The organism is Bacillus sp. DX4.1, from assembly GCF_030348195.1.
In the GTDB taxonomy this organism is placed as follows: domain Bacteria; phylum Bacillota; class Bacilli; order Bacillales; family Bacillaceae_G; genus Bacillus_A.
Window position 1 is genome coordinate 1764456 of sequence record NZ_JAUCFT010000008.1, and the last position, 18674, is coordinate 1783129.

19 protein-coding genes and 2 pseudogenes are annotated in these 18674 nt (G+C 34.4%); 20 read left to right on the forward strand and 1 reads right to left on the reverse strand.

Annotation, left to right across the window (positions count from 1 at the left end; genetic code table 11):
* Positions 1 to 385 precede the first annotated feature (385 nt).
* From QUF99_RS12060 to QUF99_RS12110, 11 genes and pseudogenes are all read left to right on the forward strand, one after another.
* Positions 386 to 625: a PLD nuclease N-terminal domain-containing protein gene (locus QUF99_RS12060; RefSeq protein ID WP_289370293.1), complete on the forward strand. Its 240-nt coding sequence runs from the start codon at positions 386 to 388 to the stop codon at positions 623 to 625.
* Positions 622 to 1521, forward strand: a complete 900-nt coding sequence (locus QUF99_RS12065; RefSeq protein WP_289370294.1) for an ABC transporter ATP-binding protein — start codon at positions 622 to 624, stop codon at positions 1519 to 1521. Before QUF99_RS12060 ends, QUF99_RS12065 begins: the two co-directional genes overlap by 4 nt.
* Positions 1522 to 1523: 2 nt before the next feature.
* Positions 1524 to 2312, forward strand: a complete 789-nt coding sequence (locus QUF99_RS12070) for an ABC transporter permease subunit (RefSeq protein ID WP_289370295.1) — start codon at positions 1524 to 1526, stop codon at positions 2310 to 2312.
* Positions 2313 to 2849: 537 nt separating this feature from the next.
* On the forward strand, positions 2850 to 3263 hold the full coding sequence (locus QUF99_RS12075; protein WP_289370296.1) for a BlaI/MecI/CopY family transcriptional regulator: 414 nt from the start codon (positions 2850 to 2852) through the stop codon (positions 3261 to 3263).
* Positions 3264 to 3267: 4 nt separating this feature from the next.
* Positions 3268 to 4080 (forward strand): M56 family metallopeptidase, encoded by an 813-nt coding sequence (locus QUF99_RS12080; protein WP_289370297.1) that lies wholly within the window; start codon positions 3268 to 3270, stop codon positions 4078 to 4080.
* Between the two features lie 57 nt (positions 4081 to 4137).
* A pseudogene (locus tag QUF99_RS12085) lies at positions 4138 to 4302 on the forward strand (cytochrome c biogenesis CcdA family protein); the annotation flags it as partial.
* Between the two features lie 117 nt (positions 4303 to 4419).
* Positions 4420 to 4974 carry a TlpA family protein disulfide reductase gene (locus tag QUF99_RS12090; RefSeq protein WP_289370298.1) on the forward strand — a complete coding sequence of 185 codons (555 nt, stop codon included), beginning with the start codon at positions 4420 to 4422 and terminating at the stop codon, positions 4972 to 4974.
* A gap of 17 nt (positions 4975 to 4991) precedes the next feature.
* Positions 4992 to 5675, forward strand: a complete 684-nt coding sequence (locus QUF99_RS12095; protein ID WP_289374630.1) for a diacylglyceryl transferase — start codon at positions 4992 to 4994, stop codon at positions 5673 to 5675.
* Positions 5676 to 5917: 242 nt separating this feature from the next.
* The gene (locus QUF99_RS12100; RefSeq protein ID WP_289370300.1) at positions 5918 to 6346 is read left to right on the forward strand and encodes a DUF3995 domain-containing protein; all 429 of its coding nucleotides are present in this window, start codon (positions 5918 to 5920) and stop codon (positions 6344 to 6346) included.
* Between the two features lie 61 nt (positions 6347 to 6407).
* Positions 6408 to 6605 (forward strand): annotated as a pseudogene (locus QUF99_RS12105) (potassium-transporting ATPase subunit KdpA); the annotation flags it as partial.
* 566 nt (positions 6606 to 7171) lie between these two features.
* Positions 7172 to 8419, forward strand: coding sequence for a DUF445 domain-containing protein (locus tag QUF99_RS12110; RefSeq protein ID WP_289370302.1), 1248 nt, complete (start codon positions 7172 to 7174; stop codon positions 8417 to 8419).
* 273 nt (positions 8420 to 8692) lie between these two features.
* Here the strand turns inward: QUF99_RS12110 and QUF99_RS12115 are convergent, their stop codons facing one another.
* Positions 8693 to 9517, reverse strand: a complete 825-nt coding sequence (locus QUF99_RS12115; protein WP_289370304.1) for an exosporium protein E — start codon at positions 9515 to 9517, stop codon at positions 8693 to 8695.
* Between the two features lie 325 nt (positions 9518 to 9842).
* On the opposite strand from QUF99_RS12115, the gene QUF99_RS12120 reads away from it, so the two are divergent.
* From QUF99_RS12120 to QUF99_RS12160, 9 genes are all read left to right on the forward strand, one after another.
* On the forward strand, positions 9843 to 10481 hold the full coding sequence (locus tag QUF99_RS12120) for a response regulator transcription factor (protein ID WP_289374632.1): 639 nt from the start codon (positions 9843 to 9845) through the stop codon (positions 10479 to 10481).
* Between the two features lie 4 nt (positions 10482 to 10485).
* Positions 10486 to 11589 carry a sensor histidine kinase gene (locus QUF99_RS12125; RefSeq protein WP_289370306.1) on the forward strand — a complete coding sequence of 368 codons (1104 nt, stop codon included), beginning with the start codon at positions 10486 to 10488 and terminating at the stop codon, positions 11587 to 11589.
* Positions 11590 to 11723: 134 nt separating this feature from the next.
* Positions 11724 to 12662 (forward strand): ABC transporter ATP-binding protein, encoded by a 939-nt coding sequence (locus QUF99_RS12130; protein WP_289370308.1) that lies wholly within the window; start codon positions 11724 to 11726, stop codon positions 12660 to 12662.
* Between the two features lie 35 nt (positions 12663 to 12697).
* A complete protein-coding gene (locus QUF99_RS12135; RefSeq protein ID WP_289370310.1) occupies positions 12698 to 13807 on the forward strand; it encodes an ABC transporter permease in 1110 nt (369 codons plus the stop codon).
* A 1-nt stretch (position 13808) separates the two neighbouring features.
* On the forward strand, positions 13809 to 14954 hold the full coding sequence (locus QUF99_RS12140) for an ABC transporter permease (RefSeq protein ID WP_289370312.1): 1146 nt from the start codon (positions 13809 to 13811) through the stop codon (positions 14952 to 14954).
* Positions 14955 to 15215: 261 nt separating this feature from the next.
* On the forward strand, positions 15216 to 15467 hold the full coding sequence (locus QUF99_RS12145; RefSeq protein ID WP_034670468.1) for a hypothetical protein: 252 nt from the start codon (positions 15216 to 15218) through the stop codon (positions 15465 to 15467).
* Positions 15460 to 17403 carry an insertion element protein gene (locus QUF99_RS12150; protein WP_289370317.1) on the forward strand — a complete coding sequence of 648 codons (1944 nt, stop codon included), beginning with the start codon at positions 15460 to 15462 and terminating at the stop codon, positions 17401 to 17403. The genes QUF99_RS12145 and QUF99_RS12150 overlap by 8 nt, the downstream gene beginning before the upstream one ends.
* 246 nt (positions 17404 to 17649) lie before the next feature.
* Positions 17650 to 18138 carry a DUF2975 domain-containing protein gene (locus tag QUF99_RS12155; RefSeq protein ID WP_289370319.1) on the forward strand — a complete coding sequence of 163 codons (489 nt, stop codon included), beginning with the start codon at positions 17650 to 17652 and terminating at the stop codon, positions 18136 to 18138.
* A gap of 10 nt (positions 18139 to 18148) precedes the next feature.
* Positions 18149 to 18364 carry a helix-turn-helix domain-containing protein gene (locus QUF99_RS12160; RefSeq protein WP_053358565.1) on the forward strand — a complete coding sequence of 72 codons (216 nt, stop codon included), beginning with the start codon at positions 18149 to 18151 and terminating at the stop codon, positions 18362 to 18364.
* Positions 18365 to 18674: the final 310 nt, after the last annotated feature.

Here is an 18674-nt window from a genome sequence, read left to right on the forward strand (position 1 = left end):
ATGAGATAAACCCTGCTATCCTTTCAAACTTGTTTTTAGATCTTGTTAGTAAAATTCTACATTGGCGTTGTTGCCTTAAGTTCAAAATGTATTTACGCAATGCTAGTGATTCTCAGGGGATCATGAATAATAATGGAAGTTTTTTCATAAAGTTTATTATTCAAATTAATTTTTTCAATGTAAGGCGACAGTTAATATATTGTTTCACTAGCGAAGAGGATCATCCTATTATTATTGATACTAATAATAAAACAATAAAAATAATAATGGTTGAAACAATATTTTTTTAAAGAAAAAACAGGTGTGAAATTCCATTTATCATGTTATCATTATCAATAACGATAATATTAATTGTTATTGAAACTAAATTGAAGGAGCGGTAGATATGAAAATGCATTACGATTTAAATGATTTAAAAGAAATTGATATTATGTCTTTCTTACCAATTATTTTACCAGTACTGGCCATAGGAATAATTTTGATTTTAATAGCATTAATTGATTTATATAGAAATAGAGAAACAAGAAAAAATGTTTTGATGTGGAGTCTTGTCATTATTTTTATAAACACAATTGGTCCCATTTTGTACTTTGTTATGGGTAGAAAGGATAGTGAAAGAATATGAAATTAGAAATCAAAAATGTTACGAAAAAATTTAAAGAAAAAACAGCTGTAAATAATTTTTCAATGGAAATACAATCGGGAGAATGTGTAGGATTGATTGGTCCTAATGGAGCAGGTAAATCGACATTAATAAAAGTGATTTCAGATATTATTGACCCGAGTATGGGAGAAATATTGCTTGATGGCAATAAAATTTCGGAAATGAAAAAAGAAATAGGTTACTTACCGCAATACCCTAACTTTTTTCATTGGATGACTGCAAAAGAAACTCTTACTTTTATGGGGCAACTATCAGGACTAAAGAAAGAGGTGTTAACAACAGAGGTTCCAAAAATATTGTCGAGAGTAGGGTTAAGCGGAGAAGAGAACTCCAAAGTTGGCACGTTTTCAGGTGGAATGAAACAGAGACTTGGAATTGCGCAAGCATTGTTGCATAAACCATCTTTGATTGTAATGGATGAACCGGTATCAGCATTAGACCCGATTGGTCGAAGAGAAGTACTTAATCTAATAGAAGAAATTAAGAAAGAAACGACTATTTTATTATCAACACACATATTAAGCGATGCAGAAGAGATATGCGAAAGATTTGTAATTATAAAAAATGGAGAAAAAATTGAAGATACAACTATTGCAGATTTATTAAACCGAAATAGCAAAAATAAAATTAATTTTGAAGTAATAGCTAAAAAACAAGAATGGATTGAATTTTTAGAAAAAACAAATTATGTAAAAGGGGTAGAAGTAATAGGAAATAAAGTAAGAATAGAAGTTGAAAATATAGAGCTAAACAAGAACATGTTGCTAAGAAGTGCTCTGGAATATGATATTGATCTTGTAAAATTTGAAATAAATAATGATACATTAGAAGAAATATTCTTGAAATTGGTGGTGTGAAAATGAATAGTTTTACTGTATTAACCAAAAAAGAATTTGTTCAAATGATACGCGAATTTAAAGTTCTTTGGCTACCTATGGTATTTATATTTTTAGGGATAACGCAACCAGTGGTTAGCTATTATTTACCAACAATATTAAAAGCTCTAGGTGGGGGACAAGGTATCACAATTGATCCTAGTATGGCAGCTCAAAAGGGTGGAGAAATACTTGCAAGTACAGTAGGATCTCAATTTGATCAATTAGGGATTATGATTATTGCAATATCTATGATGGGGGTAATACAGGCAGATAAAGCAAATGGGATGTTGGCTTTTATTCTTACAAGACCGGTAACTGTCGTATCCTATATTAGTGGGAAGATTATTTCAAATTATATATGTATTGCTTGCAGTGTAACGTTAGGTTACTTTGTTTCATACCTGTATATTAATATGTTATTTACAAATGTTAATTTTGTAGACATGATAATAGCTTTACTATTTTATCTGTTATGGGTTCTATTTATGGTATCATTCACTACGATGATAAGTACAGTTTTTAATACTGCTGGAGTTATTGCATTAATATCAATTGTATTCCTACTTGGATGTAGAATAGTGGTTGGCTTAAGTCCTATTATAGATTTTATAAATCCAGCCAGTATGAGTAAAAATGCTATGGAGGTATTAACTATAGGAACAGTTAATACAAATGCAATTTGGAATGTATGTATGACACTTGTATGTATTATACTAACAATCTTAGTTACGAAGTTTTGGATTGCTAATAAAAAATTCACCAATGAATAAGTAGAAGAAAGAAATGAGATTAACAGGAATGTGTATAGGTAAACTTGAAAATAAAAATATAAAACTATAACAAAACATTTAATTATTTGAAAATTATATAAATGTAAATTAAAAAACCGACATAAAACCCTTCTTTTTAAGTGGGAGAGAGCATCCGGTTATGCATAGAAGCGGTCAGATCCTTTTCCTGCCCCAGACACAGTGAAAACAAAGAGAGAAAACGAGTGCAGGTCACCTTTTGTTATCCATAGCCGCGGCTTCCATGTCTTTCCTTGTACCATATCGGAGACACATCAGGGAATGTTTCACCTACTGAATTGTAGTGAAATACCCCAACTATAAACAGATAAAATAATATGAAATATTACATATCACAATGAGTTGTCACCATTTATTTGGAATTACTGCGTAAACCTCGATTCCGTTAGAAATCTGTATGGATTTTTCAAGATCGTACTATATTTACACTAGAACCGTATTATGTTTGACGTTTTATTTATTTTGTACTACAATTCGTAGTGTGAAAGGGGGCCGAACATGTTCACGCAAAACTATAAGTTGAATGAACAAGGCTTAAATCATTTCTTTGGACCGCTCGAAGCAAAAATTATGGAGATTGTCTGGAGTTCTCCGGACATAACGATTAAAGAGGTACAACAAAAGTTAACGGAGAAATCTCCGGTGAACTTTAATACAGTCATGACTGTGATGAATCGGTTAGTAGAAAAAGGTCACTTGCAAAAACAAACGGTAAAAAGAAGTGGTGTATACCGTTCTGTACAAACAAAAGAAGAGTTTTTATCGAATCAGACGAAGAGAATGACACAAGAATTGATGGGTGAGTTTGGTGATTTCGTTGTAAATCATATGCTAGATGAGCTTGAACAAGCGGATCCAGCTTTAATTAAAAAGTTAGAAGAAAAACTGCATCAATTGAAAAAAGAGGAGTAGACTTGTGAAGTGGCAAATACGAAAAATTGTTTTGTTTACAAGCGTCATTAGTTGCCTTTTTCTCGGTATGTTAGTGTATTACGTTACATATCCATTTCTTTTGGCGAATAAGGCATTTTTTCTATCACAGTTTTGTCTGTTCGAGTTACAGCAGCATATGAAAGAATTATCAATGATTCGAATTATGATGAGTGGCTTGTTGTTATTCACAGTATTTATTGTATGTAAAAGAGTATGGAAGCAGTTTTTCTATAGTCGGAAATTAACGAAGAGTTTGGTTAGGATTAATCGAAAAGAAAAGCAGCTGTATTTGTTGCCAACATTAGAAGTTGCGGTATTTACTATTGGAATGATTCATCCGAAAATTGTTCTTTCAGAAGGTGCCTTGCAATCTTTTACGGAAGAAGAGATCGATGCGATTGTATTACATGAAGAATATCATCAAAAGAATCATGATCCATTAAAATTGTTTCTGTTTACAGTAGTAGCAGAAGGGATGATGTATGTTCCTGTTTTGAAAGGATTTTTACGGTGTTATAACACCTATCAAGAATTATTAGCGGATAAATATGCGATGGATCAAATGAAATCATCGTTCGAATTAGGTAGCGCATTGTTAAAACTAATCAAAATAAAAACAGCGTCTAATTCGTTTGTAACAGCATCGTTTGCAAAGACAGCAATCAATTTGCGTATACAACAAATTGTTAGTCCGTCATCTGTGAAAATCAGTATGCCGCTACATACAAACTCGATTTACATGACTACGGGATTATTTCTTATCTCATTTGTACTTATTATTGGAGAGTGCATATAGCCTCTTTTTTTGACCACAAACACTACTGTTTGTAGTGTTTGGAGATGGAGGAGAAACATGAATGCAGCAGATTTGACGATATGGCTTGTAGTAGGGGCCGGGATTCTTTCATTTGTATCACCGTGTTCTTTACCGCTATATCCATCTTCTTTATCGTATATTACAGGAGTTTCGATTCAAGATTTAAAAGAAAATCGTGGCATGATGCAAAAGTCGGCGGTGGGATGACGATCATCACAGGGGTGTTACTTTATACAAATCAAATGACGAAAATTACTGCCTTCTTTATTCGTTTATTTGGTGGATTTACAGGGTTTTAAAAATAGGGGGGATAAGAAATTGAAAAAATTAATCGCAGTAATACTTGCTGGTGCTCTTATATGGGCGGGTGTTAACTTTTACAATTCAAAACAAGAAGAAAAAGAACGAAAAGAAAAGCAGGCAGCTCAGCAAACGAAAGAAGTATTACCACAGCCAGGATTTAAAGCGCCAAAAATTACGCTAAAAGGTTTGGATGGAAAGTTACATTCGTTAAATGATGCAAAAGGAAAACCATATATCATCAACTTTTGGGCATCATGGTGTGGGCCATGTGAGATGGAAGCTCCGGACTTAGTTCGACTGTATGATAAGTATAAAGGAGATATTGAAATCTTTGCAGTGAATGCAACGATTGGGGATCCAGTACAAGAGGCACAAGCATTTTCAGAGCGTTTCGGATTTGAATTTCCTGTTTTACTAGATTTAGATGGAGTAGCGGGAATTGACTATAAAGTAATTTCATTGCCAACGACATTTTTTGTCGATAAAGACGGCATCATTGTCGATCAAGCACGAGGTGTATTACCTCCAGATCAATTGGAAAAGAAATTTAAGCAATTAATTGAGAAGTAAAAGGAGACCTCGTATTGATGATGGAATGGATGATGAAAATACAGCCGATTTCTCCCATATTAGGAAGCTTATTTGGACTTATATTGATGAAATTAAAGTTGAAAAAACAGTGTATTCCACATGAAACAATGATGGACGCGGTAACGAATGGCCTCCTGATTATAGTAGTAACATGGAAATTTGCACCGGGGATTTTGAATCCAGGATGGACCATTCAATCTCCGCTCCAAGCATTGTTAACTGCCGGAAATGTGAAGCACATTGTAATAGGGTGTTTAATCGCAAGTGGATACGTAGTATGGAAAAGTAAAAAGGCTGATTTTTCGATTCGTGTATTACTAGATATACTGCCTTTTGGAATCGTAAGTATCCTCATTTTATATTCTCTATTTCACCCGCAATTTGGCGTGAGAACGACAATGCCATGGGGCATGAGAATATATGATTCAAAGTTTTTGTATCATCCCATTTATATCTATGAAATTATAATTTCCATCTTTATGTTAGGGTGGTTATGGAAACAAAAAGATGTACTAGGTAGTGGGAAATATATAAGCTATTTTCTCATTGCAGAGGGGATCGTACATATTTTTATCTCATTGATAAGCGAACAAATTTCATTTCTACTAGGGTTATCCTTACAACAATTGTTCATATTTATTGTGATCAGTACAGGGATTGTATTATTTCCGAAAAAATAAAAGACATCGATGTGTGGACTATTCATGCATCGATGTCTTTTTGTTTATTGAGAAATGGATGGCGGAACATCATATTTTTTAATGGAGCTGTATAATAAATCGCTTTTCTGTACTTTTGTAGATTGTATGAATCATAGTAAATGTAAAGGGATGTTATTAGTGAAGAGAGAAATGAAAAGTGAAGCAAGAAGACAAATATAATTTACAGATATGATAGAAAACGAGAATAGGAGGAGTGCACAATGACATCATTTTTAATTATTTTATGTGCCGGCATACTTGTGTTAATCAGTCTCATTCATATGTACTGGGGATTTGGAGGATCTTGGGCAAGTAAAGTTGTCCTTCCCATGAAAAAAGATAGTGAAGAATATGTTTTTGTTCCGCGGAAGACGGGGACTTTTATGGTGGCGATTGCGGTTCTATTTTTTGCTATTGTGTTATTAGCACAGCGTGGATACATATCTTTTTGGAGTACGAGTCGTATAACAAAATGGGGCTGTATCTTGTTGGCGGTAATCTTCTTTATACGTGCAGTTGGCGATAGGAAGTATATTGGGATTTTCAAGAAGGTAAAGGGAACGGAATTTTCGATGTATGATACGTGGGTATATAGTCCACTTTGTCTATTTATAGCACTTTCTTTTGTAGTTGCGGTTTATAGTAACTGAAGAATATAAAGAAAACTTCTAGCAAAGGAAGTTTTCTTTATGGTTAAATTTTACAATTTGTTATTTTGGCTTCATTATGATACTGGGCGTTGTGGTTGGGCTTAAAAGAAAAAAGGTTGTACTTGAGACAGTTGGTATCTTCAAAACAGATAATCGTTTGTTTGGAGGAGCTTTACTTGGTACGATATTTTTAGTAGGTGTTTTAACATTTTTACGAGTGCTTGTACTTGGACCAATTGCTGAATTTTTGACTATATAAATCCATTTTGATTTTTCGACATATAAGCCGCGGCTATGGATAACAAAAGGTGACCTGCACTCGTTTTCTCTCTTTGTTTTCACTGTGTCTGGGGCAGGAAAAGGAACTGACCGCTTCTATGCATGACCGGATGCTCTCTCCCACCTAAAAAGAAGGGTTTTATCCCGCATTAACGGGCAGTAATACCCTCACCTCAAATTTCTGCAGAAAGCAAAGAAGTTAGGTGGGGGATAAACTGCCCGTAAAAGCCCGATTGGTCAGGGCTAATAATCAGTGGGGGATGAAGAAAACCCCCACTGATTAAAGTTTCACTTTATGTCGGTTTTTTAATTTGTATTTATATATATCATAAAGTAATAAAGTGAGAGGAGTATAAGCCTCTCGTTTTTATTATGAATTTCTTTGTTATTTCTGACGTAGTTCATTATAGTATATGTATAAGCTTTTGTAGAAGATAAGACTTTGATTTTTAGTTAAATTAGGTTATAGCTATGAGAGTCTAATTACTTCAATGAACTTATATATCGAAAGTTTCACTTTACATAATAAGAGGATGTGGATACACAATGTCAATACAGTCAAAATATCTAGCTGGCATTTCACTTGGAGTGATGGGAGTTGGCTTTGCAACGACAATACCATTCCAAGGCACAATGGTAGGTGCGCTTGCACAGGGAGGGTTTGAAGCAGGATTAGTAGGAGGACTCGCGGATTGGTTTGCAGTTACAGCACTATTTCGTCATCCGATGGGGATACCAATTCCTCATACAGCCTTGTTACCGAAAAATCGTAAACGGGTTACAAAAGGTCTCGTTTCGGCACTTGAAAATGATTGGCTTACGAAAGAAAGCATTACAAATAAAATAAAAGAAATGCAGTTGGTGGAAACGGTGTTACACATCGCGGAAAGAGAGCTACATTCCGATGCTGTGAAAAAAGGAATCGTGACAATTGCTGAAAAAGCGATTCTTCAAATTGATACGAAGCGGTTAGCCGCTGACATTGAAAAAGAATTAAAGACGTATTTACATACAATCAATACAGGAAATATACTTCGAGTACTTGTCGATCAAATGATTGAGAAGGAATATGATGAGAAAACGTTAGATTATATGCTAGTCAAAGCGAAAGAATGGACAGCACAAGAGGAAGCTCGTCATCAACTTGGCAGTTTAGGTATGAAGGCGATGGAAAATATAAAAGTAGATGGTTTCTTGCAGTTTACACTTAAATCTTTTATGAATATTGTTGATGAAGAAAAAATCGGTAGCATTTTGCAAAAGTTTATTATTAGTAATATTAGCAGTTTGCAGGATACTGATAATAGCACGAGACAACTTGTATTAACGAAAATTCGTCAAGAACTCACAAGTGTAAAGGAAAATGAAGCGATATTAAAGGAAATAGAAAATTGGAAAGAAAACTGGATTGCAGGTTGGGAGGCAGCTGGGAGGATAACAGAGTTTCTTGAGCAAGCGAAACAAAGAGCTGTAAGTTTTATTCAAAAAGAAGAGTTTACGGATCAATATCTTCTTCCATTTTTGATAAAGCAAATGGATAAAATAAAAGGGGATTCAGCGACAGTTCAGAAAATGGAAAACTGGCTGCAAAAGCAAATTGTGAATCTCGTTGAAAGCAATCATTCTAAAATAGGAAAACTTGTTCAAGAAAATCTTGATAAACTTGATGATGAAACACTTATTGAGATGATTGAAAATAACGTTGGAAAAGATTTGCAGTGGATTCGTGTAAATGGCGCAGTTTGTGGTTTTATGATTGGGGTAATTTTAGAAGGGTTAAAAATGGTTATATAATGAAGTGTGACTTTAGTAGGTCATAATTCCAGATTTATTAGTAAATCAACAAATAAAGATAGGAAACAAAACCTTTCACATTGTACAAACCAGTTGTAAAGATGTGAAAAGTTTATTCCGCTATTCGCGGGCAGTAATACCCCACCTCAAAGTTCAGCGAAAAGCAAAGAAGTTAGATGGGGGATAAACTGCCCGTAAAAGCCCGATTGGTGAAAACTAATAATCAGTGGGAGATGTGAAGAAACTCCCCACTGATTAAAGTTTCACTTTATTTTACTTTTCAAGGACGTTAACATCAAGGTTATAAGCATGTAGCACATTTAAGTGGTGTGTACCGTTGCCAAACTTAAGAGTTCCTGTATACCATTTTTCATGCTGTTCTTCATTTTGCTCCTCTCTTGAATGGGTGTCTTCATTTTTATTTAACTCTTCTATATATTCCCATGGCATATTTCCTTGTAATTCTTTTTTATTCGTCACTGCTGATAATGTCATATCACTATCTTTTGCGAGATAAACGGATACACTCGATTTTCCTTGAATGGACCAGTTACTTTGCAATTGACCTGGGTAAAGAGTAATATCCCTTTGTGATTCCCTAATTTCGACATCTATGTTTTGCGGAAGCGTAAGAGTTGCAGTAATCTTTGGCTCTGAAACAAAGAATTTGCTTGTAATAGGAAGTGGTTTTAGAGTAACATACATCGTTTGATCAATCATACGTATTGACACAAAATCTTCTTGTTTCAGTTTGTTCTTTTCCTGTTTGTCCATTGCAACTTGATATGTTCCAAATAGACGGAGTTCACTAGACTGTGTTCCTTCAATGGTAAGTGGCATATTGCTTGTATCAACGACAACCTTTGTAATGGTATCTGGAATGCTACGTTGCACTTCTGGAATGTCATTTGTTTGTTCGCTTGCGCTGACTGAATATCGAATCTCTTCTAGTAGACCTGTTGATAGCAAGAAGTATAATGTAATACCAATTGTGCCTAACACACCGATAAAGAAAATACTAAATATATCGTATTTAACAAATACTTCTTGTGTAACATCTTGCGCATCCTCTTGATGTTGTAATATCGAAAAAATCACATGAAAGATATAATGGCGATATGTTTCAATAAGGATACGAAAAGCATGTTCACTTCCTTGTTGTGCTTTTTCAATTAATAGTCTCTCTTCAATCGTCTCTCCCTCCTTTTAGATGTATTCTATTATATAGACGTATAAAATGTTTCGTCACCCTACACATATTAAAAAAAAGAATAATTTTATTTAAAATACAAATATATTTTGAGGGAAGATAATGCCACAAAAGGTATGAAAAAATTGCTTGGAGAAGTATATAATGAGCAATAGAAAAAGTTAAATGGGGAAGGATGTGAATGTTAGTAAGGAAATACCTATACTAACAAACATGAAAATAAAAATAATGATAGCGGATGATAACTCTTTTATTAGAGAGGGCATGAAAATTATATTAAGTACATACGAAGAATTTGAAGTGCTAGCAACGGTAAATGATGGTCAAGAAGCTCTAGATTATTGTAAAAAACATGAGGTGGATATTGCACTGTTAGATGTTCGTATGCCAAATATGAATGGTGTGGAAGCTACGAAATTAATTTGTGAGCAAACAAAAACAAAACCGTTAATCTTAACTACATTTGATGATGATGAATATATTTTAGATGCAGTGAAAAACGGGGCAAAAGGTTATCTATTAAAAAATAACGATCCGGAACGAATCCGCGATGCGATAAAAAGCGTTTATAACGGACATACTGTCATGCAAGATGTGGTGCTAGATAAAATTAAATCAAACTTACTTGAAAATAAAGAAGTAGAGCTCAAAATAGATAAAAGTATGTTCACAGAAAGAGAACTTGGTATTATCGCTCTTATTGCAAAAGGATTTTCTAATAAAGAAATTTCAAAACAGCTTTTTATATCAGAAGGGACAATTGCGAACTACATTACGTCAATTCTTGGTAAAACGGGACTTGAGCATCGTACGCAAATCGCAATTTACTATTTAACAGGAAAAGTGGACTAGAAATATGGAACTTTGGGTTATTATTAGTAAACTAATTGTTTTCGTTTATATCGTATTTAGTTACGTACATTCCAATGTTACAAGTCTACCATGGATTATACTCTCCTTGTTGTTGTATCTTTGTGTGAATGTGGCTATTTATATTGTGAAAAAAGATGTCTTCAAGAAGACAATAATAGGCGTATCGATTTTCATTACAATTTTTTTTACGGGACAAATTCATTCGTTATTAATTTTATTTTTACCTATGAACTTATATGAAATAGTATCTTATTACATAAATGAAAAATGGCTGATCTTTTTAATTATGATTCTTCCTATTATGTTTATTGATGAAAGTGTTCAGATGACATATGGGCTAATTGCTACATTCGGTTTTCTTATTTTTACAATGGCCAACCTGTATACAGCAAGGTTATTAAAACTTGAAATGCAAAACGACACGATACGAAAAAATATGCAAAGGCTCACAAAGAGCTTAAATGAAAATAAAGAATACATAAGACAATCTGAATACACCTTTAAATTAGAAGAACGAAATCGATTATCACAAGAAATTCATGATAAGATTGGTCATTCTATGACAGGGGCGCTTATTCAAATGGAAGCGGCAAAGCGATTAATGGATATAGACAAAGGAAAGGCAACAGAACTGCTTCAAAATGCTATTCACATTTCCAAAGATGGAATCGAAAGTATTAGAATTACACTTAAGAATATGAAACCACCAACTGAGCAAATTGGGATTCATCGCATGAAATTATTCATAGATGAATTTGGGACAAAACATGATATGAAAATTCCGTTTGTGTATAAAGGGAATTTAGATACGATTTCTCCAATTCAATGGAAGATCATTGGTGAAAATGTCATGGAGACGTTAACAAATGCGATGAAATACGCTGATGCGACGGTGATTTCAATAGAGATTCATGTGCTTAACAAGGTGGTAAAGGTACAAGTGAAGGACAATGGAAAAGGAGCTCATCTCGTTAAGAAAGGGCTCGGTATTATTGGAATGGAGGAACGAACTGCATCCATTAATGGGAAGATTATTGTAGATGGTACAAGTGGTTTTTCGGTAACAATGTTATTACCGATTCAATAAGGAAATGAGTGAGATGAAGGATCTCATATGAAAAAAGTGAATATTCTCATGTGAAAAGAATGAACTTCTGCACTGAGCAGGTTCATTCTTTTTGTTTATAATAACAGCAGAGAAACCGAAATAGGGGTGAAATGATGAACGCATTAGAAATAAAAAACTTAACGAAAAAATTTGGTGACTTCATCGCAGTTGATAATATGTCTTTATCCATCGTACAAGGAGAAATATTTGGATTTTTAGGTTCGAATGGTGCTGGTAAAAGTACAACAATTAATATGATTGCTGGGTTGTTGCGAAGTAATGAAGGTGAGATTAACATACTGGGAAAAAGTACAAAGAAACATAGCCGATTTGCAAAGATGAATATTGGTATTGTTCCGCAAGATTTAGCGATTTACGAGGATTTAACTGCCTATGAAAATGTGAAATTCTTTGCGGGATTGTATGGACTACGGGGAGCTGAATTGAAAGCGAGAGTAGAAGAAGCATTGCAGTTTGTAGGACTAAGTGATAAACATAAAAGCTATCCAAAGAATTTCTCCGGTGGAATGAAGCGAAGACTTAACATTGCTTGTGCCATTGCGCATCGTCCGAAGCTAATTATTATGGATGAGCCGACGGTAGGGATTGATCCACAGTCAAGAAACTATATTCTCCAGTCTGTACGAAAATTAAATGAAATGGGAAGCACGATTATTTATACAAGTCACTACATGGAAGAAGTAGAAGAAATTTGTACAAAAATAGCAATTGTGGATCATGGAAAGGTAATTGCGGAGGGAACGAAAGAACAACTGAAAGCTATTATTACAGATACAAAGGATATTTGGATTGAAGTGAAATCAGTTGAGAATATGGATGTGAATAAATTAAAAGAAATTAGTGGAGTTAAGGCTGTTCAACTTGAAGAAAACGTAATTAAAGTAAATTCTGATGCAGGAGTGAATAATTTAAATAAAATTATTCAATATTTTATTAATACTGGTATAGAAATACGTTCTGTAGAAGAGCAAGCGCCTAACTTAGAAACAGTATTCCTGACATTGACGGGAAGAAATTTACGAGATAAATAAGTTCTACTAGGAAAAAGAAAAGGGAGGTTCATCGATTGAACATCTTCAATATTGCTATAATGCAAATTAAAAGAGATTTTCGAGACATAAGAACGTTAGTTTTTATGTTAGCATTCCCGGTTGTGCTTATGCTCATTTTGGGAACCGCTTTAACGAATGCATTTAATAGTGACAATCTTTCTATTAAAAATATACAGGTATTATATAAAGATGAAGCAGATGGTAAATTCTCTCAGTCCTTTGAAGCATTTATAAAAGAAACAGGTAAATCGGGGATTCACTTTAAGAAAGCTTCAAAGGATATAGATGGGAAAGAAGAAGTGAAACAAAATAAGTATGCCGGCTATGTAGAAATGAATCAAAACGGCGTGAAGTTATACGAGAGTGATCGGAATAGTATTGAAGGAAGTATCGTTGAAGGGATGCTTACTACATTTATCGATAAGTACAACGTAGCAGTGGAAGTTGCGAAAGTAGACCCTGGGAAAGTTAGCACAGTCATTTCAAGTGGAAATCATGATGATTATATAAAAGAGACATCTTTACAAGCTGCTAAAAAACCAAGTTCTATGGATTATTATGCAATTGTGATGACGACAATGATTGCCTTGTATGGGGCGATGGGAGCGAGTTATCTTATTCGCGGAGAGCGATTACGAAAAACGGGAGATCGTTTAATTGCCGCACCTGTTAGTAAAGCAGAAATTTTTATAGGAAAAATACTTGGTAGCCTTGTAGCAAATGGGATTTGTCTCCTTCTTGTTATTTTCTTTAGTAAATTTGTGTATAAGGCAAATTGGGGTGACCATCTTGGAGTAGTCTTCCTTATTTTACTGACAGAAGTATTACTCGCAATTAGCTTTGGTCTAGGGATAGGATATATTACGAAAACAGGTGAGGCATCTAAAGCAGTTATTATGGTTGTTGTACAATTGGCCTCTATTTTTGGAGGAGCATATTTTGTAGTCGAAGAAAATATGCTTACAAATCTATCACCATTAACATGGGCAAATACAGCGATTATGAAAATTATTTATGCGAATGATTTAGGAGCAGTACTCCCTGTGATTTCTTTAAATCTTGGAATTTCAGCATTGTTTTTATTGTTTGCGATTTTCGCATTACGTAGACGGGAGGGGCTATAACATGAAAGATATTTTATGGCTCATGCAAAAAACATTATCTATACTTTTGAAAAATAAAAAAGGGTTACTTATTATTATTGGATTGCCAATAGTGGGATCACTAATGGCGTTTCTAATATATGGGAATGCAGGGCAAGGGACCCTACGTATTGGAGTTGTAAATAATGAAAATCATTATATAGCAAGTGATACAGTGAAATTTTTAGAAGGATTAAACCATGTAAAAGTGAGTAAGATTCAATCATCGGAAATAGAAGAAAAGCTTGCTTCGAAAAAGCTCGATGGTGTTATTACGTTAGATTCGGGTTTTTCGCAAAGTGTTCGAGATGGTAAGCCGAGTCATATTCAAATTTCCTCGATCAAAGGTGCTCAAATCACAAGCTTTATAAAATCTTATTTGTATAATTATATCGACAATATAACAGCGATTAGTAAAGTAGCACAAGATAATCAAAGCACGTTTGATAAGATGTATGCAAGTTATCAAAAAAGTTCATTCAAGCTAACAGCTCATACGCTTAATGACACTTCGAAAAATAAAGATATGACGAATCAAACAGTTGGTTATCTGATTATGTTTATGCTGTTTTCAGCGGTGAATTTTTCAGAACTGATTTTGAAAGAAAAAGAGAATAGAACGTATTTCCGATTATTATCAACACCGATAGATGGGAAAAAATATATATTATCTAATGTTGCTGTTAATATGCTTATTTTAATCGTACAAATTGTTGTAACAGTATTATTTATGACCAATGTATTTCATATTGATACAAATATGCCTTTGCTTGTTATGATTGGAGTACTGATGATATTTGGCTTAATTGCAATTGGTTTATCATTAGCGATTATATCTTTTGCGAAAAGTTCAACTTCTGCCAATGCAATGCAAAATATCATTATTACACCAACATGTTTGCTTGCCGGATGCTTCTTTCCATTTGAAATTATGCCAGCGTCTGTACAAAAAATAGCTGACTTCCTTCCTCAGCGGTGGTTATTAGATACGATGGGGAAACTACAGCAAGGTACGCCATTTTCCGATTTATATTTAAACATTTTAATCTTATTTACCTTTGCAATCGCCTTTTTCTTAATTGCAATTTACAAATTTGGTCGGAATAATGATGCGCGGAATTTTGTTTAATAGAAAGGGGTGCGGTATGATGCTAACGGGTTCCCTTTTGAGGTGCAAAATTTAATTCCACAATACATTTTTAGCGTGAATTCACACATGAATTCACGCTTTTTATTTCCTTGGTATTACTGCACTCTTTGGTATTTTTCTTTAAATTCAAGCAGGAATTCGCATACTATTTCTCGAATATGGAAATAATTATTGTACAGTGTGAATTTAACTGTGAATTATCATGTGATTTTCTTTGTGAATTTGGAAGGAGGAACAGATATGGAGTTTATTAAACCTAAGAAAACCCAAGGACGAAAAGTTAACTGGATAGTGTCTGAACACACCAGAGCAATCGTTAAATACTATGCTCAATACACTGAATATAGCGAGGATGAAGTTGTGGATACATTTTTAAAAAATTTACTCAAAGATGAAGATTTTATGGAGTGGATTCAGAAGAAGCGTTTTAACAAACGAATTACAGACCAGCTCTTAATCAATGTTGAGGAGGAAGAAGAACAACTTGTCTAAATTGAAAAGACTTGCTACCAAAGAAGATAATATTGTTGTTATTGAAAGTCCCATCACTAGCACCGAGTTGTCGGAGTGTGAAAAAGATTATCCTCTCCTTTTCCCCTCAGACTTTGCAAAAAAATATCGTGACCTACTGTTTCAACCCGTGAAATTTCACTTCAAAGGTCAACCCTTCCTCATTCAATTTAATCGTTGTACGAATCCCTTCTGCAAATGGTTTGGTGAAACCCAAAAGAGATTCGAGGATTTAAAATACAAGCCTAGCCGATATAAAATTGTCGGAAGTGCGAAGCATAATACTCAGGCTATACAATGCAATCCTGACCCTACTGGTTCAAAATTAGGCACAACTTGGAATTGTACATGTGTCCCTTACTCTAATTGGTCGGTTGCAGAAGAAATCGCTCGACTTGCAGCATTAGATAAAGTTGAAAATATTGAGGTTGAATATGAATTCCATAAAGAAGATTGTGAAGTATCACATCTGAATCCATTTAAACATTCGGGAGAATTTTATAGGCGGGGCAAAAGTAGTGGAAATTCGCAGAAGTGGCAATGTAAAAAGTGTAAGAAAATAACTAATGTCATGCCTAGCCGAAGAGAATCCACAACTTATCATCAAAAACGAAATGATATCTTGCCTGATTTAGCTGCTCAACTTTTAAACAGAACTCCTGTTAAACGCTCGTGTGAAATGTTAGGGATTGGTTCCAAGACCTATTACTCTAAATTAGAATGGCTTTATAGAAGATGTTTGGAGTTTCTTGAACGACACGAAGCAAAGGCTTTTGAATCGATAAATTTTGATAAGATGTGGGTTAATACGGATAAAATGATTTACAATCTGAACAATGTGCGAAAAGGTGGGCAAAGATTTGATGATATCGAAGAACAACAATTCCCTACTCATATTGTTGTGAGCGGTGATGTGGGGTCACGATACATCTTCCGTTCGGATGTGGCATACGATTGGGATGTTCGAGTTGAAGATATCTACAATGACACAATCCTATATAAAGATGACCATCTTGATGATTTCTCTCAAAAGAATGCAAGACTTCGCTTCTCTTTCTCTCCTCAACCACCAACAAAGAATGATACGGAGTCTTACTCGGAATATTTGAATGCCCTTCATGAATTTGATCGAAGAAACAAGTATATCGAAGGACTTCATGTTAATTCAACCTATACTACAATGGCGCATTATTTCCATATTAAACTGATGGTGAATGCAAAGGAATGGCGTTTCGTATCAGATGACGACAGTTCAATAATCACAGCCTTATTTCGTGTTTTCGCAAGGGAGATAAAGCGAGGGGCTGCCCATCACTTCCTTTCTAAAATTGACCGAAATAAGAGCCGTAAAGATGCTTATCGAGAATATGTGGATGCAAGGGAAGAATTGAAATCATGGGGTGGAGGCGGCTCAGGTGATGAATCCTCTATCACAAAGTTAGCCGTTGCAAAGTTGATATCTATCCTTCGCTATCATGATTTTTATGAGATGGTGAAGAAAGACGGCAGCGAGTATCGAAAATGGGCTAAGAAGCCTATTGAACATCCCCTTCCCTCAATTGACCAAGGAAAGTGGTTTGTTGATTGTACTACCGATTTATCATCTTATGAAATTGAACATGTGGCTAACATGTTGGTTAAGGTAAATGACAAAGCAACAAGCGCATTCATGCAACAAATTCGGAGGAGATTATCTATTTTAGAGCGCCCGTTGGTTACTGCGAGAGGCGAAGGAAAAAGTTATATCTATGCAAATTTTAATCCGAAGTATGCTCAATACGTTTTAACTATCCTTCGTACTTTCTACAACTTCTGTTTGCCATACAATTCATGGGATAAAGTGAAGGCTACACCAGCTCAAAGATTGGGGATTGCCGATAAACAATTTACGATGAAGGATATTATTTATTTTAAGTAGGTTCTGTTATCTTTCGTTGTTGATTTACTTTATTAAACTATTTGGAAGTTTTGTTGAACAAGTTGTAAATTTAACATTTTAAAGTAAGAGCATTTCTTTGTAATGAGAAATGCTTTTTATTTTTGTCAAAATTAAAAGGATATTTCAATAACAATAATAATATAATAAAAAACAATACAAATTTATTGTAAAACGATAAATCATGTGATAAAATCATGTTGCCATTAAATAAGTGAGGTGTTTTAAATGAATGTTAAACGAGGTTCAACCACTTTCTTAAAGGTAATTATTTTTCTGGCTGGAATCCCAGTTCTTGCATTGTGCATATTTTTGGTGCCTAAGATCGGGAATTTTGCTGGAGAATTGTATCCAGATATTGCTTATATGAAATCTCTCGTTTTAATCGATATGTACGCGGCAGCGATACCTTTTTACTTTGCTCTGTATCAAGCTTTTAAACTTTTAAGCTATATTGATAAGAACCAAGCGTTCTCGGAATTATCGGTAAAGGCTTTAAAGAATATAAAATACTGTGCCATCACGATCAGTACCTTGTACCTGCTAGGTATGCCACTCTACTATCTCATGGCGGAAAGAGTTGACCCTCCAGGTATCATACCAATCGGATTGGTCATTATTTTCGCCTCTATGGTGATCGCCGTTTTTGCTGCTGTTCTCCAAAGACTTTTACAAGAAGCTATTAATATAAAATCAGAAAATGATTTAACGATCTGAGGTGAATATCATGGCGATTATCATCAATGTTGATGTGATGTTGGCAAAAAGGAAAATGAGCGTAACAGAACTTTCGGAGAGGGTTGGAATTACTATGGCGAATCTTTCCATTCTGAAAAATGGGAAAGCAAAAGCGGTTCGTTTTTCAACATTAGAAGCGATATGTAAGACTTTGGATTGTCAGCCGGGTGATATTTTGGAGTACAAAAGTGACGAAGACACTTAATAAAAACAGACAACAACTTTCTTCAACCAACGGGATTAGATAGTGAAATTAAGCTATCCCTTCTCTGCGTTTATTATTGTTATTTAATTAGAGAATTCCATTGAGAATTGCATTGATATTAGTGACAAAAAATGTGATGTGATTTGCAATGTTTGCACCTCAAAAGGGAACCCGTTAGTATGACGCTGCACCTCTTTTTGTATGGAGGAATTTCTTATTGAACTAACGGTGCAGGTTACTTGAAGACGAACAACGGTCAGTAGAAAAATTATTTTGCGATTTTTGAAAGAATGTACAGGATATTTCTGGA